The organism is Sphingobium sp. TomTYG65 (assembly GCF_055395525.1).
The window spans coordinates 372,867-395,386 of sequence record NZ_AP027330.1; the positions used below are offsets into that span (position 1 = coordinate 372,867).

Sequence of the window (22,520 nt, forward strand, 5' to 3'; positions counted from 1 at the left end):
TTGACGGCGGGTGCAGCCGGACCTAGCCCGCTCTGATCCACCCGACCAGAGGCCCGATGCGGATTTTCCATGTCCTTCTGATGACGCTGGCGCTCTTTTTAGCGCCTGCCGCAAAGGCCCAGGGGGCGTTCGGAACGGGCGCGCCGCACATCGCCGCGCAGCTGGTGCCGGAAAGCGCAGCGCCCGCGCCGGGCCGCACGACCAGCATCGCCTTTGCCATGACTCCGGAGGCAGGCTGGCACGGCTACTGGCAAAATCCGGGCGACGCAGGGCTTGGCATGACCGTCAAATGGGTGCTGCCCAAGGGCGTCAGCGTGGGTGAGCTTCGCTATCCTGTGCCGGAAACCTTGCTAATCTCCGGCCTCATGAACCATGTCTATGAAGGCCCATATGCCATCCTCGCGCCGCTCAGGATCGCGCGGGACGTCGCGCGGGGAACGCGCCTGCCCATAACGGGCCGGGCGGAATGGCTTGCCTGCACGGACAAGATCTGCGTGCCGGAGAGCGCCGACATCTCGCTCGATCTGGTGGCTGGCGACGGCGCGATCACGCCAGCTGCACAGGCGCGCTTCGATGGCTGGCGCGCCCATTTGCCCCGGCCCCTCGGCAGCCGCGCGACCTACGCGGTCAAGGACGGCAAGTTGCGGCTCTCCGTCCCCTTTCCGGCGGATGCGGCGGCGGCAGATATTCACCTCTTCCCGCTGGAAGATGGCCTTACCCGCTATGCCGCGCCGCAGACCGTCAGCCGTGAGGGCGATCGCCTGCTGATAGAGACCGAGGCGGGCGAGGGCTTCAAGGGCGGCGCGGTCCAGGCGGTCCTGCGCACAGGCGATCATGTCGGCTTCCTGCTCACCGCTGCGCCGGGCGTGGTCGAGGCCGCGAATGGAGGCATGCTGCGCACCGCCCTGATCGCCTTGGGGGGCGCGATCCTGGGCGGACTGCTACTCAACATCATGCCCTGCGTTTTCCCGATCCTTGGCCTCAAAGCGCTGAAACTCGCCCGCGCTGGCGGTGAAGAAAGAAACGTCCGGCGGGAAGCCCTGGCCTACGCGGCCGGCGTCATCCTCACCTGCCTGGCGCTTGGCGCGCTGCTGCTGGCGGTGCGGGCTGCGGGCGTTGCAGTCGGCTGGGCCTTCCAGTTGCAGGACCCGCGCGTGATCCTGCTGCTGTTGCTGCTGGTGACGGCAGTGGCCTTCAACCTCGCCGGACTGTTCGAACTCAGCGCCTTTGGCGGCGGCGACAAGCTTGCGGGCAAAGCCGGTGTCGCGGGCGCATTCTGGACCGGCGCACTCGTCGCCTTCGTCGCGACGCCCTGCACTGGACCCTTCATGGGCGCGGCGATGGGCGCGGCGCTGGTTCTGCCGGTTACGGCGGCGCTCGCCTTGTTCGCGGGCCTCGGCTTCGGGCTCGCCCTGCCATTCCTGCTGCTCGCCTATATTCCAGCGCTCCGCACCCGCCTGCCGCGCCCGGGCCCCTGGATGGGCACGTTCCAGAAGATCCTGTCCGTCCCCATGTTCCTGACGGCGCTTGGTCTCGCCTGGCTGCTCGGCCAGCAGCGCGGCGTCGCGGCGATGACGATCGGGCTCGGTGCCGCACTGCTGCTGGCGCTGCTGCTCTGGTGGCTGGGGGTGCGCCAGCATCGCGGCAAGCGGGGCGGCCGGATCGCCGCGCTGCTCTCACTGCTTCTGCTGGGCGCAGGCGCGGTCCTGCTTCCCGCTCGCGCCGCCAGCGTCGCGCAAGGGGAAGCAGGGACGGTGCCCTTTGACGAAGCCCGGCTCGCCAGCCTGCGCGCGGCGGGCAAGCCCGTCTTCCTCTATTTCACCGCCGACTGGTGCCTGACCTGCAAGGCGAATGAAGCCGCCGCCATCGATCGAGCCGAAACCCGCGAAAGCTTCGCCAAGGCGGGAGTGACCGTCATGGTCGGCGACTGGACCAATGCCGATCCGGCGATCACCCGCTTCCTCGAAGCGCAGGGCCGATCCGGCGTGCCGCTCTATCTCTGGTATGCGCCTGGACGGCCGCCGCAGGTGCTGCCGCAACTCCTGACCGTTTCCACCCTGACGGCGCTGGTCCGCTGATGGCGAAGGTGCGCGCCGACCAGCTGCTCGTCGATAGCGGCCTTGCCGAAAGCCGGGCGCGCGCGCAGGCGCTGATCCTTGCCGGTCTCGTTTTCCTTGGCGACCGGAAGATAGACAAGGCTGGCCAGCAAGTCGCCGAAGATGCAGCGCTGGAGGTTAAGGGCCGCGACCACCCCTGGGTTTCGCGTGGAGGCATCAAGCTGGCCCACGCCATCGATCATTTCGCGCTGGACGTGACCGGCATGATCGCCATCGATGTGGGCAGTTCGACCGGCGGCTTTACCGATGTGCTGCTGACCAAGGGCGCGGCGCGCGTCTATGCCGTCGATAGCGGCACCAACCAGCTTGCCTGGAAGCTGCGATCGGACCCCCGCGTCGTCGTCCATGAACAGACGAGCGCGCGCATCCTTACCGCCGATCATATCCCGGAACCGGTGGACGTCATCGTGTGCGACGCCAGCTTCATCTCGCTCGCCAAGGTGCTGGAGCGGCCGATGAGCTTTGCCCGGCCCGGCGCGCATCTGGTCGCCCTTATCAAGCCGCAGTTCGAGGCGGGCCGGGAGGAAGTGGGCAAGGGCGGCGTCGTGCGCGATCCCGCCATCCACGCCCGCGTCTGCGAAGAAGTGCGTGAGTGGCTGACCGCGCAGGGCTGGACGGTCAATGGCGTGACCACCAGTCCGATCACCGGACCGCAGGGTAATGTGGAGTTTCTGATCCACGCCACGCTTGGCGGATAATCGGGTCGCATTCGTTATGTCGGGTGCAGTTACATTTCGCGACAAATGCCCCGGTTGTATCCTTCGCAAAGGCCCGATAGCCCTTCATCATGCGTTCATCCCTGATCCTCAGTCTTGCCCTGCTGACCCTTTCCGGCTGCGGCGCGGAAAAGGAGAAGAAGGCGCGCCCACCCGCTCTGGTGGAGGCCGCGCCGATCCGGCACGCGACCTTCACCGACAATCTGGACGCCGTTGGCACCGCGCTCGCCAATGAGCAGGTCATATTGTCCGCCCCGGTGACGGAGCGGATCACTTCGATCAACTTTGCCGATGGCGGCTTTGTCAGCCGCGGACAGGTGATCGCCACCCTCGCTGTGGGACAGGAACGGGCTGAACTGGCGTCGGCCGAGGCGCAGGCATTGCAGGCGACGCAGCAGCTTGAGCGGATACAGGCGCTTAAGAAGCGCGGTTTCGCCACCAGCGCCAGCCTTGATCAGCAAGTTGCGGCGGCCAATTCCGCCCGCGCCAATGCGCAGCTTGCTCGCGCCTCCATCGGCGACCGCGTCATCCGCGCACCGTTCGCCGGTTGGGTCAGTCTGCGCACGGTTTCGCCTGGCGCGATCGTCTCGGCTGGTACGGCCATTGCAACGGTCAGCGATATTTCGCGCATAAAGCTCGATTTCACCGTGCCCGAAACGCGGCTGTCGATGATCCGTCAGGGGCAGGCGATCAAGGCGATTTCGTCCGCCTACCCTGACCGGCCCTTCACTGGCACGATCGCCACCATTGATCCGGTAATCGACCCCGCCACGCGCGCGGTCAGGGTGCGGGCGATCCTGCCCAATTCGGATCGTGCATTGAAGCCCGGCATGCTCCTGACCGTCAGCGTTATCGCCCGTGAACGGCAATCGCTGGCCGTGCCCGAACTGGCGCTGGTCGGGGAGGGGGAGGATCGCTTCCTGTTCCTCGTCGAAGATCGCAAGGCGAAGCGGGTGAAGGTCGATACCGGTATCCGGCAAAATGGGCTTGTCGAAATCATCGGCGGCGTGAAGCCCGGCGCAAAGGTCGTGACGGATGGCGTCGTCAAGCTGACGGACGGGGTTCCAGTGCGCTTGCCAGGTGACAAGGGCGGGCCGACCGCCAAAATGGCGGACCGCTCCGCTACCGGCGCCTGATCGGGGCCGGGCGCGATGCAGCTGTCCGACCTTTCCGTCCGCCGCCCGGTTTTCGCGGCGGTCATCGCTGTGCTGCTCTGCATCGTCGGCGTGGTCGGATATCTCAGCCTGTCGGTCCGCGAATATCCCGATACCGATCCGCCGATCGTCTCGGTGGAAACCAGCTACACTGGCGCTGCGGCCTCGGTCGTCGAAACCCGAATCACCCAGATCATCGAGGACGCCGTCGCGGGCGTTCAGGGCATCCAGACCATCAGCTCCACCTCGCGCGATGGCACATCGGCGATCAGCATCGAATTCGATCCGTCCCGCGACATCGATTCGGCCGCCAATGACGTGCGGGACCGTGTCGGCGCGGTCATCGAAGATCTTCCCGAAGACGCGCTCGCCCCCGAAATCCGCAAGGTGGATGCCGATGCCCGCGCGATCCTGTTCATCGTGTTTACGCGCCCCGGCTGGACCCCGACGCAGATTGCGGACTATCTCGACCGCAACGTCATCGATCGTTTCTCCGCGATCGACGGCGTCGCCCGCGTCAATGGCGGCCGGGACGAGCGGCCCGCCACCCGCATATGGCTCAACGCGGAAAAGCTTGCAGCCTTCGCTCTGACGCCCGCCGACATCGAAAACGCCTTGCGCGCGCAGAATGTCGAACTGCCCGCAGGCCGCTTTGAATCAAAGGATCAGAACCAGACCCTGCGCGTGGAGCGCGCCTTTTCCACCCCAGAGCAGTTCGCCCAGCTTGTCGTTGGTCGCGGCCAGGACGGCTATCAGGTGAAACTGGGCGACGTCGCCCGGATCGAACAAGGCGCGGAAAATCCCTATACCTCCTTCCGCTCCAATGGCGGGACCGGCATCGGCGTCGGCATCATTCGCCAGTCGGGCGCGAACACGCTGGAAGTAGCCGAGCGCGCCAAAGCGCTGATCGAGGAACTGCGCCCCGACCTGCCGCAGGGGATGAGCGTTAATGTCGGCTCGGACGAATCCCTGTTCATCAGCAGGGCGATCGACAATGTCTATGACACGTTGCTCGAAGCGGCGATCCTGGTCATCCTTGTCATCTTCCTCTTTCTGGGATCGCTGCGCGCGACCATCATCCCATCGATCACGGTGCCCATCTGCCTCCTCGCCACCTGTGCGGTCATGTGGCTGCTCGGCTTGTCGATCAACCTGCTGACGCTCCTCGCCTTCGTGTTGGCGATCGGTCTGGTGGTGGATGACGCGATCGTGGTGCTGGAAAATGTCTATCACCGCATCGAACAGGGCGAAGACCCGCTGCTCGCCGCCTATCGCGGTACGCGGCAGGTCGGCTTTGCGATCATCTCGACCACGCTGGTCGTTTGCGCCGTGTTCGTGCCGGTGATGTTCCTCGCGGGCCAGACAGGCCTGCTCTTCCGCGAACTGGCCATAGCGATGATCGCCGCGATCGCCTTCTCCGGCTTCATCTCCTTGAGCCTCGCGCCGATGCTTTGTTCCAAGCTGTTGCGCCATAGCGAGCGCGGACGGCTGGCGCGTTGGGTGGATGATCGATTCCAGCGGCTGGAGCGCGGCTATGCGCGCCTGCTCGACCGTGTGCTGCGGCGGCCTGCTCTGGCCCTGGTTGCGCTCGCCCTTTTCCTGGGCGCGGCCGGCGCGCTTTTCACCACGTTGCCGACCGAGCTTGCCCCGGCCGAAGACACTGGCGTCGTTGACGGGCAGGTCACCGCGCCCGAAGGCACCGGCTTTGACCGGATGAAAGCCTATATGCGCGACTTGGAGGCTGACCTTGAGCCGCTGCTGAAGGATGGCAGGCTCAAGGTGCTGAACATGCGCACCCCCGCCGGGTTCGGCGCGAGCGACGATTTCAACGGCGGCAACATCATCGCTTTCCTCCGCCCCTGGGAAGAGCGGACGATCACCACGGCGCAAGTGGCTGACGCGATCAACAAGGCCCTCGCCAACCAGACCGGCGTGCGCGGCAATGTCGCGCCGCGATCGGGGCTTGGCCGGGGCCGGGGCCTTCCCGTCAACCTCGTACTGGCGGGTTCCACCTATGAAGGGCTGGTTGCCGCGCGCGACCGGATCATGGCGGCGGCAGCGAGCAATCCCGGCCTCATCAACCTCGACAGCGATTACAAGGAAACCAAGCCGCAGATGCGGATCGAGGTGGATCAGCAGCGCGCGGGCGACCTTGGCGTATCGGCCAATGACATCAGCCAGGCGCTGCAGACGCTGCTCGGTTCGCGCCGTGTAACCACCTATGTGGATCGCGGTGAGGAATATCGCGTACTGATCCAGGCGGAGCGGGAGGGGCGCCAGACGCAGGCGGACCTTGAACGCATCCAGGTGCGCACCCGCACCGGCTTGCTGGTCCCTCTCTCGTCGGTAGTGACCGTGCGCGAAGTCGCCGGGCCGCGTCAGCTCAACCGCTTCAACAAGCTGCGCGCGATCACCCTGACCGCCGCCCTCGCCCCCGGCTATTCGCTGGGCGAAGCGCTGTCCTATCTGGAAGATCAAGCCCGCCAGTCGCCCGAGGTGCTCGCCATCGGTTATCGCGGGGAAAGCCAGTCGCTGCGTGAAACCGGCGGATCGATCTGGATGGTCTTCGGACTGACCATCCTCATCGTCTATCTGCTGCTCGCCGCGCAGTTCGAAAGCTTCATCCATCCGGGCGTCATCATCGCCACCGTCCCGCTCGCTGTCGCGGGTGGCGTGCTGGGGCTGGCGTTGACCGGCGGCTCGATCAACCTCTACAGCCAGATCGGCATCGTCATGCTGGTGGGTCTCGCCGCCAAGAACGGCATCCTCATCGTCGAATTCGCCAACCAATTGCGCGACGAGGGGCTGGAGATCGCAGAGGCGATCCGTCAGGCCGCCGCCCGCCGCCTACGCCCCATCCTCATGACCTCCATCGCCACCGTGATCGGCGCGGTGCCGCTCGTCATCCGCGGCGGGGCAGGCGCGGCGGCTCGCCAGTCGATCGGCGTCGTCGTGGTCTTCGGCGTCTCGCTCGCCACGCTGATCACGCTATTCCTGATCCCCATCCTCTATTCGCGGGTTGCGGGACGAACCGTTTCACCGCAAACCGTAGGACGGCGGCTTGACACGGCTTTGAAGGATTCGCCCGAGGCCGCCGAGTGAGGATTAGTGGAGCTGCGCCGACGATGAATGAGATCGCGTCCCCGGGTCAGTTGCGGCTGGCCTATCTCCGCTGGGCGCTAGTCACTGTCCCGGCTATCGTTTTTCTGGGCTTCCTGTCGGGCAGGCTCGCCAACAGCGGCTATGGCAATCGCTGGTTCGACGCGCTGCTGAAGCCTGACTTCATGCCGCCGGGCTGGGCATTCGGCGTCGCCTGGACGATCCTCTACATCCTCATGGGACTTGCGCTGGCGATCATCATCCACGCGCGCGGCGCGCGGGGGAGGGGGCTTGCTATCACCCTGTTCCTCGTCCAGCTGCTGCTCAACCTCACCTGGTCGCCGCTTTTCTTCCGCGCGCATCAGGTGGATAATGCGCTCGCCCTGATCCTGCTGCTGTTCGTCCTTGTGGCCGTCACCACGGCCCTTTTCTGGCGCATCCGCCAGATGGCGGGGCTGCTTTTACTGCCCTATCTCGCCTGGCTGGGCTTTGCATCCGCGCTAAATTATGAGATCGGGCGGCTTAATCCCGACGCGGAAACCCTTGTCGCCCCCGCGCTCAAGACCCAAATATAGATTCGAAGGGCGCGTCCCACATGCGCCGGCAATCAAGGAATTAGCACATGCAGAGCGAAAACCGCTTTTTCGACGACCTCGCCAAGCTGGTGAACGGCGCCGCTGGAACGGTCGCAGGCATGAGCCGCGAGTTCGAAACCAACGCGCGCGAAAAGGCCAAGCAGTGGATCGGCGGCATGGACTTCGTCAGCCGCGACGAATTCGACGCGGTGAAAGCGCTGGCTGCGGCCGCGCGCGAAGAAGTCGAATTGTTGAAGGCCCGCATCGACGCGCTGGAGGGCAGGTCGGCTGAACCGGTGACGAAGACCGTCCGTTCGCCCAAGGGCGGCACGCCGGGCGCAGAATAAGCGGGCTTCGCCGCCTGTCCGTTTTATTTCTGCAACGAAGCCCTAATTTGACGCGTTTTCCCGATTCGGATGGTTTCCCTGCCATCGGGAAATGCTCTATGGCCAGCAGATGATGGACAGCGACGAATTTGAAAATGGCGGCCAGGAAGCCGCGCCGATCGATATGCTGGCCGCCTATTTTGAGGCGAATGGCTGGAGTTTCGATCAGGTCGGCGAAGATGAGATCGTCGCAAGCACGCAAGGGTCATGGGCGCAATATGAACTGCGCGGCATCTGGCGCGATGAGGATCAGGTGCTGCAGTTGCTGGCGCTTCCCGACATTCGCGTGACCGAAGACAAGCGCGCCGCAGTGTACGAGACGCTGGGCCTCATCAACGAACAGCTTTGGCTCGGCCATTTCGAACTCTGGTCGTCGAGCGGCATCGTGCTGTTCCGCCACGGCGCACTCTTGGGCGCGGGCGGGGTTTTGACGCTCGACCAGGCGCAGATTCTCGTCGAAACCGCGATCGACGAGTGTGAACGCTTCTACCCCGTTTTCCAGTTCGTCCTCTGGGGCGGAAAGAGCCCGACCGAGGCCATTTCCGCCAGCCTGATCGAGACGCGCGGCGAAGCCTGAGGGCCATCCCCATGAATGATATCTGGCCGGAGCAGCTGTTCCTCGTCGGCTGCGGCAACATGGCAGGACAGATGCTGACCCGCTGGCTGGCCTGTGGTCTGGACCCGGCCCGCGTTACCGTGCTGCGCCCCAGCGGCCGCGCGGTGGCGGACGGGGTGCGGGTCGTAACCGCCTATCCTGCGTCGCTCTCGCCCGGCACGACCGTGCTGCTCGGCATGAAGCCCTATCAGCTTGGCGACGTCGCGACGGCGCTGGCGCCACTATGCGGAGAGGGGACGACCTTGCTCTCCATATTGGCGGGCACGCCGCTGGCGGACCTTCGGCGGCAATTCCCCACAGCAGGCCAGATCGTCCGCGCCATGCCCAATCTGCCCGTCGGGTTGGGGCAGGGCGTCACCGCGCTCCATGCCGAGGCTGGAACATCGGAAGCGGGGCGCGTCGCCATTGCCGCACTGATCGCCCCGCTCGGGCTCGCCGAATGGATCGCCGACGAAGGGCAGTTCAACGAAGTCACGGCGCTGTCGGGATGCGGTCCCGCTTTCCTGTTCCGCTTCATCGATGCCCTGGCGCGCGCCGGCGAGGCGATCGGCTTGCCAGCGGAGCAGGCGGCCCGCATGGCGCTTGCGACCGTCCACGGCTCGGCCAATATGGCGGCCCAGGCGAGCGATAGCCCGGCTGTGCTTGCAGACCGTGTCGCAAGTCCGGGCGGCATGACGCGCGAAGGGCTCAACGTGCTTGATGCCGACGACCGGCTGCTCAAGCTTCTCATCGACACGCTGACCGCAGCCCGCGATCGTGGCGAGGAAATGGCGCGCGGCGGCTAGGCGGCGGTTTCTATCCGGATGGGAAGCGCCTAAATGGAGTGGCTGACCCTCTCGCCTTCCGGAGCTTGCCATGCTGCCCGCCGATACGCCCATCCTTCTCCTCACCACCGGCGGCACGATCGACAAGATCTATTTCGATGCCCTGTCCGACTATCAGGTCGGCGAAACGGTGATGGCGAAGCTGCTGGACATCGCGCGGGTCAAGCGGCCCTTCCGCATAGAGGAAGTCACGCGCAAGGACAGTCTGGAACTGGATGATGCCGACCGTGCCCTGATCCGGGATCGCGTCATGACCGCTCCGGAAAGCCATATCATCATCACCCACGGCACCGATACGATGACCGACACGGCCGGGGTGCTGCACGGCCTCCCTGGCAAAACGATCGTGCTGGTCGGCGCGCTTGCCCCCGCACGCTTCGGCGAAAGCGACGCCAGCTTCAACCTCGGCATGGCCTTCGCCACGGTCCAGACGGCAGAACCGGGCGTTTACATCACTATGAGCGGATCGGTGTTCCGCGCCGATCAGGTGGTCAAGGATCGCGCGAAGGGCGCCTTTGTGGCGCGGGGTTGAGCGAGAAGGACGAACGAAGGTTTAAACTGCCGTTCGGGCTGAGCTTGTCGAAGCCCGCGTGCGCCCTTCGACAAGCTCAGGGCGAACGGTCGAATTAAATCCCGCTCATATCCCCCCAACGAACCCTGCGCCTACGGGCTTCCCCCCCTTCAGGAACCCACTCGCGCCAAGAGCATTATTCGTGCGGGTGGCGTAACGATGAGGAGGACATTCATGGCTGATTATCAGGAGCGTCCGGCAACGACGACCACGGTGATTGAAAAGCGCGGTGGTGGCGGGACAGCAATCGCGGTGCTGCTGTTGGTGATAGTGGTGGCGATCGCCGCCTTCTTCCTGATCAGCAGTCAGACGCGCAAGGACAGCGCGGTCGAAGGAGCCGCCACGCAGGTCGGCCAGGCCGCGAGCGACGTCGGCGATGCTGCCAAGGACGCCGCGAAGGGCGAATAAGGATCACATCAGCCAGGCGGACGTTGCTGCCGCCCAGATAAGATAAAGGGCGCCCCGGTCGGGACGCCCTTTCTATCTGTCAGTCTGCCGTCGTCGGCTCGGCTCAACCGGTTTTAGCCTTCCACCTTCGCATGCTTGGGGGCGGCTTCGTTCAGGATGCGCAGGATCTTCTTCAGTGCGCTCGGCTCGTCCGTCTCTTCCATCGCAGCCAGCTCGCGGGCGAGGCGGCTCGAAGCGGCTTCGAAGATCTGCCGTTCGGAATAGCTCTGCTCGGGCTGATCGTCGGCACGGAACAGATCGCGCGTCACTTCGGCGATCGACACCAGGTCGCCCGAATTGATCTTCGCTTCATATTCCTGCGCGCGGCGCGACCACATGGTGCGCTTCACCTTGGGCTTGCCCTTGAGCGTTTCGATCGCTTCTTCCAGGGTCTTGTTCGACGACAGCTTGCGCATGCCGACCCCTTCGGCCTTGTTCGTCGGCACGCGGAGCGTCATGCGCTCCTTTTCGAACCGGAGCACATACAGCTCCAATTCCATGCCCGCGATCTGCTCTTTCTGCAGCTCCACGACGCGGCCCACGCCGTGCTTGGGGTAAACAACATAATCACCTACGTCAAAGGACAGCGCCTTGGCAGCCATTTGAAACCTTTCTAATTCTACCGGGGACGGATACGCGCCGCGTCACAGATGCGCAGATAGGGCACAAGCCGGGGATTCCGCGGCGTTACCGTCAGGACATGAGCAAATACTCCAGGACGGATGCGACCGTTTCCGCCTCTTGCCGCTTATTTAGCAGATTCGTAACAAAATAGCCACCCCCAGACGCAAAATCCGGGAGTGGGTATGCGCGGGACACGCTAGGGATAGTTTCCGGACCCATCAGCATGGCGTCCGACACAGGACAGAATGGAGCAGTCTGTTCTGCTTGTCAGCTACCCGAGCCTGGCTCAGGCGAGAAGAACTTCTCCAGCTTGTTCTCCACGCCCTTCATTTCGTCGGCGTCCGCAGGCGCTTCGCCCTTGACCGTGATGTTGGGCCATTCGGCGGAGAATTTCGTGTTGAGCTCCAGCCACTTCTCCAGGCCATTCTCCGTATCGGGCAGAATGGCTTCGGCAGGGCATTCGGGCTCGCACACGCCGCAGTCGATGCACTCATTGGGGTTGATGACCAGCATATTCTCGCCCTCGTAGAAACAGTCCACGGGACAGACCTCGACGCAATCCATATATTTGCAGCGGATGCAGTTGTCGGTCACGACATAGGTCATGGGTCAGCACTCAATAGGTTTCGACAGCGGCGGCCCTGCTATGCCCGGCGGACGCGAAGGTCAATGAGGATATTTTTGCGGCGCTAATTGCCTAGCTTCAGTTCTTCGTAGCAGGTCTGCGCTTCGGGCGCAGGACCCCGGCGGCCAGGAAGCTGCACGACGCGCACCACGCGCACGCCGCTCGGATGGGGGAAGGTGATGAGATCGCCCGCGCGGACCGGCGAATGGGCCCGCTCGATGCGGCGGCCGTTCAGCCGGATGTGCCCGTCCTCAGCCATTTTCTGCGCCACCGACCGGCTCTTGGCCAGTCGGGCGAACCACAGGAATTTGTCGATGCGCAGGCTCGGCCCGTGAACGCCGGCAGGCGCGGCGTCAGCCATTGCGGCCGAGCAGCTCGGCAAGGCCGGCAAATGCGTGATTGCTCGCTGGCGCCGTCGCAGGAGCGGCCGAACCGGATCGGGACGGCGCGCCACGAGCAGGCGTCCCGCGCCGCGTATGGCCGCGTGCCTGCTGCTGATCCGTCCGCGGCTTCTGCCGTCCCCGGAAAGCCCAGTTTGCGCCGCCCTCGGCTGGCGCTTCGACAGGTCGGAAGCCAGCAAGACGCATCAGTTGCAGGAAAGAGGCTTCACCAAGGCCCAGCGACACGATCTGCGGGCTCTGCGCGGTGAAAGCTTCCCCCTTCGCAATCGCTTCATGCGCCGTGCGCGCCATGCGCTCTGCCATATCGATGCGCAGCATCTGCTCGCCAAAGCCACGGAAACCAGCGATGCGCGCGCCCATCTGTTCAGGCTTTTCGCCGGCGGGAATCAGCGTAAGGCCGGGTTGGGGCAGGGGCAGGCAAGGCTTTGCGATCCGCGCCGCCAGCAGCGCCGCCCGCCAGCGGGCAGCGCCGGGCTTCAGCAGGCCCGGATGGTAGATGTCGAGCACGCCGATATCGATGCCCGCGCGCCGCAGCAGGTGGCGCTGGTCCTTGTCCAGATGGCCGAGCGCCGAATCAAGCTCCGTCCGAGCGATCACGCCCCCTGCATCGGCCAACTGCGCAAAGACAGCGCGCACGACGGCGGGAACTTCCGGATCGGCCGAGCTGGCCACCATCTTGGTGAGCGGCAGCAGATGCTTTTCCTTTTGCGCCTCGATCCAGGTCGCCAGGCGGCCGATAACCTGCTTCTGCACATCCTGGCCCAGCGCCAGCAGGCCGCGATCCAGACGGATCTCAGGCGTCAGCAGCGACGGCCCCGCAAGCAACGCTGCCACGGCATTGCCCCGCCAGCTGATTCCCGGCGCCTGTCCCGCCTCGTCCATGAGCGCGAAATCGGTGTCTGGCGCGCCCAGCAATTCGTCAGCCTTCACTCGCAATATCCTTCCAAGGCGGCGTTCCGCCGCCGCCAGCAGCATCTTTCTATCCTGATGCCGCGTAGCCGGATCGACCGAGAAACGAAATCCGTCAAGTCGCCCGATAGTCTCGCCATCGACGCAGACCGTCCCGTCCTGCTCCACATCGACGGGCAGATTGCTCGCATCCTGCCCCATGTCGCGCAGCAGAACGGCGGTCCGGCGATCCACGAAACGCTGCGTCAGCGCGGCATGCAGCGCATCGGACAGCCTTTCCTCCAGCGCCCGTGTCCGCTCCGCCATCTCCGCCGGATGGGCCAGCCAGTCGGCGCGATGGGCGATGTAAGACCATGTGCGCGCCGCCGCGATCCGCGCGGACAGCGTGTCGATATCGCCCTGTACCGAATCGAGTCGCGCCAGTTGCTGGGCGAACCAGTCGCGCGGAATGTGCCCCTGGCCTTCGGACAGGAACCGCCAGATGCGGTTTACCGTGCGGGCATGATGCTCCGCGCCCAGCTTCTGAAAGTCGGGCAGGCCGCATGCAGCCCATAGCCGCTCGACCTGCTTCTTGCCCTTCACCCGATCGATCACCAGCGGATCGTCGGCCAGCCGCTTCAGCACCGCCAGGTCCACTGCTTCCGGCGCCGCACGCAGTTCGTCGCGGTCGGGCCGCGTTTCCAGTTCCAGGATCAGCCGGTTGACGCTGTCCATGCGCGGCTGCCCTTCGCGCCAGAAAAGCTGATCGACGGGCGGAAAGCGATGCGCCTCGATCGCCTCGATCTCTTCGGGTGTGAAGGCCGCGTCGCCATCCTCATGGCCCAGGCTGCCGAACGTGCCGTCCTTGTGGTGCCGCCCCGCTCGCCCTGCGATCTGCGCCATTTCCGACGCCGTCAGCCGCCGCGTCCTTCTGCCGTCGAATTTGCGCAGCGAGGCAAAGGCGACATGCGCGACGTCCAGATTGAGCCCCATGCCGATCGCGTCGGTCGCGACCAGATAATCCACTTCGCCATTCAGGAACATCTGCACCTGCGCGTTGCGGGTGCGGGGGGACAGCGCGCCCATCACCACCGCCGCGCCACCCCGGAAACGCCGCAGCATCTCCGCCACGGCGTAAACCTCCTCGGCTGAGAAGGCGACGATTGCGGACCGCTTGGGCAGGCGCGACAGCTTCTTGGCGCCCGCATAGGACAGGGTGGAAAAGCGCGGCCGGCTGATGATCTCCGCTTCGGGCACCAGCGCCTTGACGACCCGGCCGATGCTCGCCGACCCCAGGATCATCGTCTCCTCGCGCCCGCGCGCCCGCAGCATGCGGTCGGTGAAGACATGGCCGCGTTCCGGATCGGACCCCAGCTGCGCCTCGTCCAGCGCGACGAAGGCATAGTCGCCGTCCACCGGCATCGATTCGGCGGTGCAGAGATAATAGAGCGCGCCCGGCGGCACGATCTTCTCTTCCCCGGTGATCAGCGCGACTTGCCCCGGCCCCTTGATCGCGACCACCCGGTCATAGACTTCGCGGGCCAGCAATCGCAGGGGAAAGCCCATCATGCCGCTCGAATGGCCGCACATGCGCTCGACGGCCAGATGCGTCTTGCCGGTATTGGTGGGACCCAGCACGGCGGTGACGGGCGAACGGGCGAACTGGGCCATGATCCTCTCTATGTCGGGGATGGACGCGGCGAGGGCAAGGGGAAGTGGGCCGGAATCTCCTTCATCACGCAATCTTCAGTTGCTTAACGGCTGAACGGCACGTTTCGTCGCGCATTCAAGGTTAAAAAATCCGTCTTTATTTGACTTTAACCCTATGCGTTCACAACAATGCCCACGAACGCGCGGCGGGGGCCGGGCGTATTTTTGCCCTCGGGGGGCCTTTTAGCGTGTTTCATGGTAGCCAGTTCAGTCCTCAACAGGGGGGCGCGTCCGCATCCCTCTGGCTGACGGATGCCATCGGCAGGGGCGCCGCTGCGCCCGCCGAAGCGCGCGACTGGCGCACCCGCCTGCGCGACTGGGCCGAAGATGTCGAGCTGGTGCCGGATCTTGGCCAGCGCGTCGGCAGCCGCACCTGGTTCCGCGGCCTTGCCACCTGCTTCGGCCTTTGCGCCGCCGCCCTTTATCTCTCCCCCGGCTTTCATCCCCTGCCGGGAGAACCCCAACCGCTGCTCGCCCAGCCGCAGTTCGATGAAGTGCGCAGCCAGATGATCACGCCGCTCGCCATGGGCGCAGACAGCGGCCGCCGCATGGGCCCCACCGACGCCGTGCAGCCCCTGCGCGAAACGCCCGAACGCCCGCAGATCGAACTGCGCGCACAGATTGGCGGCAGCGATTCGCTCGGCCGCGCTTTGTCCCGCGCAGGGGTGAGCAACAATGACGTCGCCCAGGTCATGAGCCTCGCCAGCGGCGACATCGGCAAGGGGATGAAGCCGGGCACCCCGCTCGACATCATCCTCGGCCGCCGCGCCAGCCGCGACATGCCCCGGCCGCTCGACCACCTGGCCTTCCGCGCCCGGCTCGACCTGAGGCTGGAAATCAACCGCGTCGGCGGCGTCCTTCAGGTGAAGCGCACCGCGATCCGCGTGGACGACACACCGCTCCGTATTCAGGGCGTGATCGGCGACAGCATCTATCAATCGGCCCGCGCGGCAGGCGCTCCGCCCAAGGCGATCCAGAGCTTCCTGCGCGTCATCGCCCAGCAGGTGGATCTTGGCTCGGTGCACACCGGGGACCGCTACGACATCATCACCGAATATCGCCGCGCGGAAACCGGCGATGTGGAAGTGGGCGACCTGCTCTTCGCGGGTCTGCATCGGCCCAGCGGCCGCGGCATCGACATGCTGAAATGGACCAGCGACGGCCGCAGCCAGTGGTTCGAAGCATCGGGCGTCGGCGAGCGGCGCGGCGTCCTCTCCGCCCCGGTTCAGGGCCGCATGTCCTCCGGCTTCGGCATGCGCCGCCACCCGATCCTCGGCTATACGCGCATGCACGCTGGCATCGACTTCGCCGCTGCTTACGGCTCGCCCATCTATGCGGCGACCGACGGCGTCGTATCCTATGCCGGGCGGCATGGCGGCCATGGCAATTATGTCCGGCTGGAACATGGCAGCGGCCTTGCCACCGGCTATGCGCATATGAGCCGCATCGCCGCCCGCTATGGCCAGCGCGTCCGCCAGGGCCAAGTGATCGGCTATGTGGGTTCAAGCGGCCTGTCGACCGGCCCTCATCTTCACTATGAACTGTATCGCGGCGGTCAGACGATCAACCCGCTGTCGGTCAAGTTCACCACCACCGCGCAACTCGCCGGCCGTGAACTCGCCGCCTTCCGTGAACGACTGCGTCAATTGAAGAGCCTTCGCACCGGGCTCCCGATGAAGGTCGCGCAGGCCAGCACCGCGCCCTCCGCTCCGGCTCAGGCCGTCAATTAGCCGCTTCCTCTCGCGCGGCCGCTTCGCTAACCCGCGCTCATGACGAAAATCACCGCTCTGTTGCTCGCCGGATCGCGCCCCGGTTCCGATCCGCTGGCGCAGGCGGCGGGCGTCCCCGTCAAGCCGCTCGCGCCCGTCGCAGGCGATCCGATGATCAACTATCCCGCCCGCGCATTGCTCGCCCATCCCGCGATCGCGCAGCTCGTCATCCTCACGCAAACGCCGGAGCTTTACACGGCAAACCCCTCCACAGCCTGGCTAGGCGACCACCCACAGGTTCGTTTCGAAGCCAGCAACAGCGGCATCGCCTCAACGTTGCTAGGGCTGCTCGACCGACCGGACCTGCCATTCCCGCTGCTCGTCACCACAGCGGATCACGTGCTGCTCGACGCAGCCATGCTCGACCAGTTCGTGGCGGAAGGGCAGGGTGCAGACATTGCCGTCGCCATGGTCGAACGCGCAACGCTGCTCGCCCGCTACCCCTCATCCCGCCGAACCTGGCTCAAGTTCCGCGACGGCTGGTGGTCGGGCGCCAACCTCTTCTGGTTCGGCAGCGTCAAGGCGCGGCCCGTCATCGCACTCTGGCAGGAGGTCGAGCAGGATCGGAAAAAGGGCTGGAAAATCCTCGCCGCCTTCGGCCCGCTTGTCCTCATCGGTGCGCTGCTCCGGCTGCTCGGCCTGCGCAGCGGCATAACCCGCATCGGCCGCCGCTTCGGCCTGAACGCAAGGCTGGTCGCGATGAAAAAGGCCGAAGCCTGTATCGACGCGGACAAGGTCGAGGATGTGACGCTGATCGAAGAAATTTTGCGCGACCGGCGATGAGGATGCGCTTCATGTCGGGGGTGAAAAAGGGGCTGCAGCCACTCCTCCGTCCTGCCAGCGGAAGCTGGCATCTCTGTCCTCAATGCTTTCTCGCCCTACGTCATCCCAGCTTTTGCTGGGATGACGGGGAGGGTGGTTTGCGGACACTCTGGTTTCTGAGAGATTGAAACGTAAACTGCCTTTGACTGATGCTCCGATACATTTCGGGTGCTTGGACAAGTCGCGGCTTGGGCAATTATCTACTATCAGGACGTCGTGTCGATATCTTTACCAATTCCGTTCGGTCTGACATTTCAAGGTAATGGATATTCGACATTTCAAGCGGGCTGAAGAACATCGGAACGCCTGCAAGGAGAAATTTGCCGCACTTGCTGACGCTCCAGACTTCGGTATCGCAGCCAGGCGATGGTCAGAGTTTCTAGTCGAGCATCAACGATGGTTCACCCGGATGCAGCAGGCACTGGAACGTGGACCTTCGGCGGCTTGGTTCGTTACGCTTAAAGGTAGCCGTAAGTCAGATCCATTGTTTCAGTATCTCCATCAGGCGCGCCACGCGGATGAGCATGGGCTAGAACGGATTGCAGAGGCACGGCCCGGCAGTGTTGGGATTGGAGTCGGTGGCGGACATCCACATTGAACGACTGATAGTTGAGAACGGCGTCATCACCCATTTGTCGGGTTCACAGGACGGCGGCCCACTTAAGGTTCGCGTCACAGAAGCGCACCTTAAGCTAAATCAGGTGAAAAATCGCGGCGTCACCTACGACCCTCCAATCTGCGTTATACTTGGTGAGCCATACTCCGCCCTTCGCGCTGCAAAAGAATGCCTTGATGCGATGGAGATCGCCTCAGAGGAGGCGCAGAAGTTCTTCAATTAAGCGATCGAAGGCACGCGGTGGCATTAAAGCCGGTGGCACCGAAGCGGCCTCAGTGTAGCAGAGAATTCCACAAGCTAGTGATGACCGCTTTTTACGGTTCCGTTATTGCATGAACGGCAAAAACTGATCACACGCTGCTGGGCAACTCCCTAGCCGCCCGCGCGCCCATCCCCTAACCTAAACCTCGCGCGCCTGACGCATCATCCGTCGCAATATCTGCCCCTTGCTCGCCGCCTTGCCGGTGTCGATCTGCAGCATCTCGGCGCTGCCCACCGTAGCGATCTGCTGTTCGGCGCAGCAAAAGCCCGCCGCCCATTCCTCGCCGTGATGCGGGAAATATCGCGCAGAGGCTTCTTCGACGCGCGCGATGATGCTCGACTGCACCCGCTTCGCCGCCCATTCCATCGCGGTTAGCCGGTGTTGCGCGAAATGCCGCTCCACGCGCTCCAGATTGGCGTCGCTGGGTTCCAGCCGCAGGTCTGCCAGCAGGTTCGCCGCCGCCAGCCTGTCCATGCTCCAGACGTTCGATTCGTCCATATCGCTTCTCCCCAAAGAGAAGGTCGCCGATATGGGAGCATAGTCAATGGGCCGCGCTAGGCTTCGCCCCGGGCTCCCCGCTTTACCGCTTTCCGGCTGGCCAGCCCCATCATCACAAATCCCACCGCCGATGCGACCACATTTGCGCTCGCGGCGCCGATCGTCCCGTGGATCGACAACAGCAGCGCCTGCAACGCCAGCAGCAGCAGCGTGGTGATCAGCGTGATCCGCAAGGACAGCGCGGCCCTGTCCGTCGCCATCAGCAACGGCCGGTAGCTGACGCCCAGCAGATCGATGCAGGCCGCGATACCCAACAGCACCAGCAGCGGATAGGCCGGCAGGAACGGCTTGCCCGCGATCAACCCCAGCAATGGGTAACCGACCGTCACGATCAGGGCGATGATCACCGCCCCCGCGACATAGGCCAACCGGTTGGTCCGCCGGAACAGCGTCCGCAGTTCGTCCGTGCCGTGGCTCGAATGAGTCCGGCTCAATTCCACGAAAATACTGCGGGACAGCAGGCCGGAAATTTTGGTCAGCGACTGCGCAAGCTGATTCGCCAGGCGGTACAGGCCCGCGCCCGCCGGTCCCGCGAACAGCCCAACCACCAGCACGGCGAGTTGCTGCCCCGTCGATACCAGCGTGGTCTGGATATTCGTCGCGGTCAGGAAGGTGATAATGCCGGGATTCTCCAGCCGCGCCTCCATCGCCCGGCCCGCGCGCCAGCTGCCCAGCTTCTCGCCACCAACACGCAAAGCGAGGCTCCAATAAGCCGCCGCGCACAGCAATTCCGCTACCGCCCAGGCGATCAGATAGCCAGTGATGTTCGGCATCACCGCCCAGGCGATCGCCGCGCCGATCATGCGGCCGATCGGCACCATCGTCTCCGCCGCCGCGGCAGAATCAAATCGATCGAACAGGCGCAGCACACCGGTGGGGGATGACCGGATCGTGATCATCATCACCATGCAGAACAGCCATGTCTGCCACGCCATGGCCGGGGACAACTCCATCATGGGGCCAAATGCCAACAGGATGATCGCGGCGATCACGCCGCCCGCTGCCGCAGACGCAAGATCGATCAGGATGCAGAAGCGCAGCACCCGGTTCAGCGCATCATGATTTGCGCTCATCAAATGGGGCTGGCCGTACCGCACGACGATCTGCCAGCTTTCGAAGCTCACCAGCGTCTTGACGATCGTAGCCGCGCTCAAAATCAGGGCGAAGCGGCCGAAATCGGTCACCCCCAGCGTCCGCGTGACGATCGCCAGATAGGCCAGGCTGAGCACCGCGCCCACGCCCTTGCCGCCCAGCAGCCAGCCGGTATTTGCCAGGATTCGCGCAAAGCCTTCCTTGGCCCCGCTCGATCCGTCCTTGCTGTCCACTATTCTTCCGCGCCTTTCGCTCGCCGCCTGCTGCGGCGCTATCTAGGGATGTGCGGGGCGCAGGGCAATTATCTCCTCGGCTTCCCTAGCCGGAACAAAGGCATTAAGGCGCAGCCCATGAGCATCAGCAAAGCCATCATCCTTTCCGCCGGGCAGGGGTCCCGCCTGTTGCCGCTGACCCGCGACGTGCCCAAATGCATGATCGACTTCAACGGCCGCACCCTCATCAGCTGGCAGGTCGCGGCCTTGGTCGCCAATGGGGTGACCGATATCGTCGTCGTAACCGGCTTCCGCACCGAGCGGGTCGAAGATCATGCGTTGCAGCTCTACCGCGAAACCGGCGCGCGCATCCGGACGCTGTTCAATCCCTTCTTCCAGGTCGCCGACAATCTCGGCACCTGCTGGATCGCGCGGGAGGAGATGGATCGCGACTTCATCATCCTCAACGGCGACACGATCGTTTCGGACGATATCGTCGCCGCGCTCATCGCCGGGGCGCAGGATGCGATCACCGTCACCGTCGATGTGAAGTCCGACTATGATGACGATGACATGAAGGTGAACCGCGACGCGAGCGGCCGCCTGCACGCCATCGGCAAGCGCCTGCTGCCCCCCGACACCAACGCCGAATCCATCGGCATGCTCGCCTTCCGGGGGGAGGGGCCCGCCATCTTCCGCAGCCAGATCGATCAGATGATGCGAACGCCCGAGGGGGTCGAGCGCTGGTATCTCCGCGCCATCGACCTGATCGCAAAGGGCAACCGCGTCGGCACCGTCTCGATCCAGGGCATGGACTGGCAGGAAGTCGACTTCCCGCAGGATGTCGATGCCGCCGACGCCCTTACCGCCCGCTGGCTGGCCGAAGGGCGCTACGCGAAATAGGGTTTGAGCCAGCCGGTCAGCGCGGCGATCTGCGCCTCGTTCAGCTTGACCGCCTGGCCAAGGTCGGGCTGACCCGGCCAGCCCGCGTCGCCTATCGCAATGTCGCCATGCTCCCTGCTGCCCTCATAACGGGGCAGGACATGGAAGTGGACATGCGGATCGACCATCATCAGCATCAGATAGTTGATCTTCTCATAACCAACCGCTCCTGAAAGCGCCGCCTCGATTGCCTTGGTCACCTTGGCCAACTCGGCATGTGCCGCCGCCTCGAGATTCCCGAAAGCCGTAGCGTCAGACTTGGCCGCCAACACCAGCGACCCCAGCGTCGGCTGCGCGGGCCGCAGCAATACGACCCAATGATCGAACTCGGCTATCAGCGTGCCTGGAAAACCAAATCTTTTAATGGTTTCATTCATGCCTTCGCCTCCATCCAACTGACGATCGGCCGCCCCGCGCGCTTTTCAGCATAAGCCTGGACCAGCCGCACCGCATGAACAATCAGCGAAATCACCGTCCACCACGCCAACGCGATCAGCCCAAGGTCCGGCCGCCCGGCAAGCAGCGCGACGAACAGGATCACTATATTGGGATTGCGCCTCGCGGTGACCAGCCGGAACCAGCTGTCGAACCGGCCCCAGACATGAATGTCCATCCCGAAATCCTTGATGAACATCCCTTCGATCAGACGCTGCAGAACATAACCGGCAATCACCGCCACCATGACCAGCGCGAATGTCTGGTTTGGCAATGCAAGACCCCAAGCCGACAGTCCGACGCCCCAGAAATACCACCAGAAGGGAGGGTGTATGAGGTCAACGCCATGATCGGCAATATCGCCCCATTTCGACGAGGTGATGGTGCATCGCGCCAACTTCCCATCGACCGTATCCAGCACCATGAAGATCAGGGCTGCTAGCATCCCGGTCCAATACATCCCCTGCGCGAAGAGATAGGTCGCCACCAGGCACAAGGTTGCGCCGATCGTCGTCACCATGTTGGGCGTCATGTGCAGCGACGCGGCGATCCGCGTCAGCCAGAGCGCGAGTTCGGGCCAGAGATATTTGGTCAGTAGGTCCGTCACGCCCTTATAAGCGCCGAAGTAGCTGCGCCGCTCAATCTCCCGGCGGGTGGCTGGGGTGAGTTCGCGAACAAAGGGCTGCTCGAGCTTGCGGAGCTGCCTATTGTAGAGTTTGCGGCCGTCCGCGAGGTCGATGACCTCTCCTGATGTCTGCTGATTATCTCCTGAAGCGACCTGCCCGACTATCAGGGCACTTCCCCACATGAATATGGTTCCAGGCGTCTCCAGGACCAGCCGCAACAGCAATGGATCGAACACGTAGCTGAGGTTCACATGCAGTTCGTACCCTGCGGCGAGAGGCTGCTTCGCGGTCTCCTGCGCGATAAGGCGACGGGTCCGCTCGGCCGCGGTCATGCCCCAGATGATGCCGTCAGGGTTGCCGGAGAAGACGATATTCTGGTTCATTATAGCGGTTTGCAGTCCCTGTTGGTCGCGACTTGGAGGTCGAAAGGAGT

Annotated in this window: 22 protein-coding genes; 14 read left to right on the forward strand and 8 right to left on the reverse strand. The window is 64.3% G+C overall.

Annotation, left to right across the window (positions count from 1 at the left end):
* Positions 1–56 precede the first annotated feature (56 nt).
* From ACZ5Y5_RS01930 to ACZ5Y5_RS01975, 10 genes are all read left to right on the forward strand, one after another.
* Entirely contained in the window at positions 57–2,078 is a 2,022-nt protein-coding gene (locus ACZ5Y5_RS01930) for a protein-disulfide reductase DsbD family protein (RefSeq protein WP_464809535.1), read from the forward strand.
* Positions 2,078–2,815, forward strand: a complete 738-nt coding sequence (locus ACZ5Y5_RS01935) for a TlyA family RNA methyltransferase (protein ID WP_464809536.1) — start codon at positions 2,078–2,080, stop codon at positions 2,813–2,815. The genes ACZ5Y5_RS01930 and ACZ5Y5_RS01935 overlap by 1 nt, the downstream gene beginning before the upstream one ends.
* Positions 2,816–2,904: 89 nt before the next feature.
* Positions 2,905–3,969, forward strand: a complete 1,065-nt coding sequence (locus ACZ5Y5_RS01940) for an efflux RND transporter periplasmic adaptor subunit (protein WP_464809537.1) — start codon at positions 2,905–2,907, stop codon at positions 3,967–3,969.
* A gap of 15 nt (positions 3,970–3,984) precedes the next feature.
* Positions 3,985–7,089 carry an efflux RND transporter permease subunit gene (locus ACZ5Y5_RS01945; RefSeq protein ID WP_464809538.1) on the forward strand — a complete coding sequence of 1,035 codons (3,105 nt, stop codon included), beginning with the start codon at positions 3,985–3,987 and terminating at the stop codon, positions 7,087–7,089.
* Positions 7,090–7,112: 23 nt separating this feature from the next.
* The gene (locus ACZ5Y5_RS01950; RefSeq protein WP_464809539.1) at positions 7,113–7,661 is read left to right on the forward strand and encodes a TspO/MBR family protein; all 549 of its coding nucleotides are present in this window, start codon (positions 7,113–7,115) and stop codon (positions 7,659–7,661) included.
* A 47-nt stretch (positions 7,662–7,708) separates the two neighbouring features.
* On the forward strand, positions 7,709–8,008 hold the full coding sequence (locus tag ACZ5Y5_RS01955; RefSeq protein WP_066524502.1) for an accessory factor UbiK family protein: 300 nt from the start codon (positions 7,709–7,711) through the stop codon (positions 8,006–8,008).
* Between the two features lie 109 nt (positions 8,009–8,117).
* A complete protein-coding gene (locus ACZ5Y5_RS01960) occupies positions 8,118–8,624 on the forward strand; it encodes a type III secretion system chaperone family protein (protein WP_066528600.1) in 507 nt (168 codons plus the stop codon).
* Between the two features lie 11 nt (positions 8,625–8,635).
* Positions 8,636–9,448 carry a pyrroline-5-carboxylate reductase gene (proC, locus tag ACZ5Y5_RS01965; RefSeq protein ID WP_464809540.1) on the forward strand — a complete coding sequence of 271 codons (813 nt, stop codon included), beginning with the start codon at positions 8,636–8,638 and terminating at the stop codon, positions 9,446–9,448.
* A 70-nt stretch (positions 9,449–9,518) separates the two neighbouring features.
* Complete coding sequence (locus tag ACZ5Y5_RS01970; RefSeq protein ID WP_464809541.1) at positions 9,519–10,019, forward strand: asparaginase domain-containing protein; 501 nt, start codon at positions 9,519–9,521, stop codon at positions 10,017–10,019.
* 213 nt (positions 10,020–10,232) lie between these two features.
* A complete protein-coding gene (locus ACZ5Y5_RS01975; RefSeq protein ID WP_464809542.1) occupies positions 10,233–10,466 on the forward strand; it encodes a hypothetical protein in 234 nt (77 codons plus the stop codon).
* 113 nt (positions 10,467–10,579) lie between these two features.
* On the opposite strand, the gene ACZ5Y5_RS01980 is transcribed toward ACZ5Y5_RS01975, so the two are convergent.
* From ACZ5Y5_RS01980 to ACZ5Y5_RS01995, 4 genes are all read right to left on the reverse strand, one after another.
* Positions 10,580–11,107 (reverse strand): CarD family transcriptional regulator, encoded by a 528-nt coding sequence (locus ACZ5Y5_RS01980; protein WP_464809543.1) that lies wholly within the window; start codon positions 11,105–11,107, stop codon positions 10,580–10,582.
* 289 nt (positions 11,108–11,396) lie between these two features.
* The gene (gene fdxA, locus ACZ5Y5_RS01985; RefSeq protein ID WP_464779881.1) at positions 11,397–11,735 is read right to left on the reverse strand and encodes a ferredoxin FdxA; all 339 of its coding nucleotides are present in this window, start codon (positions 11,733–11,735) and stop codon (positions 11,397–11,399) included.
* 83 nt (positions 11,736–11,818) lie between these two features.
* Positions 11,819–12,115 (reverse strand): RNA-binding S4 domain-containing protein, encoded by a 297-nt coding sequence (locus ACZ5Y5_RS01990; protein WP_464809544.1) that lies wholly within the window; start codon positions 12,113–12,115, stop codon positions 11,819–11,821.
* The gene (locus tag ACZ5Y5_RS01995; protein WP_464809545.1) at positions 12,108–14,714 is read right to left on the reverse strand and encodes a helicase-related protein; all 2,607 of its coding nucleotides are present in this window, start codon (positions 14,712–14,714) and stop codon (positions 12,108–12,110) included. The genes ACZ5Y5_RS01990 and ACZ5Y5_RS01995 overlap by 8 nt, the downstream gene beginning before the upstream one ends.
* 227 nt (positions 14,715–14,941) lie before the next feature.
* On the opposite strand from ACZ5Y5_RS01995, the gene ACZ5Y5_RS02000 reads away from it, so the two are divergent.
* From ACZ5Y5_RS02000 to ACZ5Y5_RS02010, 3 genes are all read left to right on the forward strand, one after another.
* Positions 14,942–16,483: a peptidoglycan DD-metalloendopeptidase family protein gene (locus ACZ5Y5_RS02000; RefSeq protein ID WP_464809546.1), complete on the forward strand. Its 1,542-nt coding sequence runs from the start codon at positions 14,942–14,944 to the stop codon at positions 16,481–16,483.
* A gap of 39 nt (positions 16,484–16,522) precedes the next feature.
* Positions 16,523–17,305 (forward strand): nucleotidyltransferase family protein, encoded by a 783-nt coding sequence (locus tag ACZ5Y5_RS02005; protein ID WP_464809547.1) that lies wholly within the window; start codon positions 16,523–16,525, stop codon positions 17,303–17,305.
* Positions 17,306–17,904: 599 nt separating this feature from the next.
* The gene (locus tag ACZ5Y5_RS02010) at positions 17,905–18,183 is read left to right on the forward strand and encodes a hypothetical protein (RefSeq protein ID WP_464809548.1); all 279 of its coding nucleotides are present in this window, start codon (positions 17,905–17,907) and stop codon (positions 18,181–18,183) included.
* 177 nt (positions 18,184–18,360) lie between these two features.
* On the opposite strand, the gene ACZ5Y5_RS02015 is transcribed toward ACZ5Y5_RS02010, so the two are convergent.
* Both ACZ5Y5_RS02015 and ACZ5Y5_RS02020 read right to left on the reverse strand, forming a co-directional pair.
* Entirely contained in the window at positions 18,361–18,720 is a 360-nt protein-coding gene (locus ACZ5Y5_RS02015) for a hypothetical protein (protein WP_464809549.1), read from the reverse strand.
* A 56-nt stretch (positions 18,721–18,776) separates the two neighbouring features.
* The gene (locus ACZ5Y5_RS02020; RefSeq protein WP_464809550.1) at positions 18,777–20,105 is read right to left on the reverse strand and encodes a lipopolysaccharide biosynthesis protein; all 1,329 of its coding nucleotides are present in this window, start codon (positions 20,103–20,105) and stop codon (positions 18,777–18,779) included.
* A 117-nt stretch (positions 20,106–20,222) separates the two neighbouring features.
* Here ACZ5Y5_RS02020 and ACZ5Y5_RS02025 point away from each other — a divergent pair, with 117 nt between their 5' ends.
* Positions 20,223–20,987, forward strand: coding sequence for a phosphocholine cytidylyltransferase family protein (locus ACZ5Y5_RS02025; RefSeq protein ID WP_464809551.1), 765 nt, complete (start codon positions 20,223–20,225; stop codon positions 20,985–20,987).
* Here ACZ5Y5_RS02025 and ACZ5Y5_RS02030 read toward each other — a convergent pair.
* Together ACZ5Y5_RS02030 and ACZ5Y5_RS02035 are read right to left on the reverse strand one after the other, a co-directional pair.
* Complete coding sequence (locus ACZ5Y5_RS02030) at positions 20,975–21,403, reverse strand: HIT domain-containing protein (RefSeq protein ID WP_464809552.1); 429 nt, start codon at positions 21,401–21,403, stop codon at positions 20,975–20,977. The two genes, ACZ5Y5_RS02025 and ACZ5Y5_RS02030, sit on opposite strands and share 13 nt — an antisense overlap.
* Positions 21,400–22,470: a CDP-alcohol phosphatidyltransferase family protein gene (locus ACZ5Y5_RS02035; RefSeq protein ID WP_464809553.1), complete on the reverse strand. Its 1,071-nt coding sequence runs from the start codon at positions 22,468–22,470 to the stop codon at positions 21,400–21,402. The genes ACZ5Y5_RS02030 and ACZ5Y5_RS02035 overlap by 4 nt, the downstream gene beginning before the upstream one ends.
* Positions 22,471–22,520: the final 50 nt, after the last annotated feature.

Bases quoted from the DNA above. Each gene is read 5' to 3' on its own strand.
- ACZ5Y5_RS01930 (WP_464809535.1), top strand. From the start codon at position 57: ATGCGGATTTTCCATGTCCTTCTGATGACGCTGGCGCTCTTTTTAGCG.
- ACZ5Y5_RS01935 (WP_464809536.1), top strand. From the start codon at position 2,078: ATGGCGAAGGTGCGCGCCGACCAGCTGCTCGTCGATAGCGGCCTTGCC.
- ACZ5Y5_RS01940 (WP_464809537.1), top strand. From the start codon at position 2,905: ATGCGTTCATCCCTGATCCTCAGTCTTGCCCTGCTGACCCTTTCCGGC.
- ACZ5Y5_RS01945 (WP_464809538.1), top strand. From the start codon at position 3,985: ATGCAGCTGTCCGACCTTTCCGTCCGCCGCCCGGTTTTCGCGGCGGTC.
- ACZ5Y5_RS01950 (WP_464809539.1), top strand. From the start codon at position 7,113: ATGAATGAGATCGCGTCCCCGGGTCAGTTGCGGCTGGCCTATCTCCGC.
- ACZ5Y5_RS01955 (WP_066524502.1), top strand. From the start codon at position 7,709: ATGCAGAGCGAAAACCGCTTTTTCGACGACCTCGCCAAGCTGGTGAAC.
- ACZ5Y5_RS01960 (WP_066528600.1), top strand. From the start codon at position 8,118: ATGATGGACAGCGACGAATTTGAAAATGGCGGCCAGGAAGCCGCGCCG.
- proC (WP_464809540.1), top strand. From the start codon at position 8,636: ATGAATGATATCTGGCCGGAGCAGCTGTTCCTCGTCGGCTGCGGCAAC.
- ACZ5Y5_RS01970 (WP_464809541.1), top strand. From the start codon at position 9,519: ATGCTGCCCGCCGATACGCCCATCCTTCTCCTCACCACCGGCGGCACG.
- ACZ5Y5_RS01975 (WP_464809542.1), top strand. From the start codon at position 10,233: ATGGCTGATTATCAGGAGCGTCCGGCAACGACGACCACGGTGATTGAA.
- ACZ5Y5_RS01980 (WP_464809543.1), bottom strand. From the start codon at position 11,107: ATGGCTGCCAAGGCGCTGTCCTTTGACGTAGGTGATTATGTTGTTTAC.
- fdxA (WP_464779881.1), bottom strand. From the start codon at position 11,735: ATGACCTATGTCGTGACCGACAACTGCATCCGCTGCAAATATATGGAT.
- ACZ5Y5_RS01990 (WP_464809544.1), bottom strand. From the start codon at position 12,115: ATGGCTGACGCCGCGCCTGCCGGCGTTCACGGGCCGAGCCTGCGCATC.
- ACZ5Y5_RS01995 (WP_464809545.1), bottom strand. From the start codon at position 14,714: ATGGCCCAGTTCGCCCGTTCGCCCGTCACCGCCGTGCTGGGTCCCACC.
- ACZ5Y5_RS02005 (WP_464809547.1), top strand. From the start codon at position 16,523: ATGACGAAAATCACCGCTCTGTTGCTCGCCGGATCGCGCCCCGGTTCC.
- ACZ5Y5_RS02015 (WP_464809549.1), bottom strand. From the start codon at position 18,720: ATGGACGAATCGAACGTCTGGAGCATGGACAGGCTGGCGGCGGCGAAC.
- ACZ5Y5_RS02025 (WP_464809551.1), top strand. From the start codon at position 20,223: ATGAGCATCAGCAAAGCCATCATCCTTTCCGCCGGGCAGGGGTCCCGC.
- ACZ5Y5_RS02030 (WP_464809552.1), bottom strand. From the start codon at position 21,403: ATGAATGAAACCATTAAAAGATTTGGTTTTCCAGGCACGCTGATAGCC.
- ACZ5Y5_RS02035 (WP_464809553.1), bottom strand. From the start codon at position 22,470: ATGAACCAGAATATCGTCTTCTCCGGCAACCCTGACGGCATCATCTGG.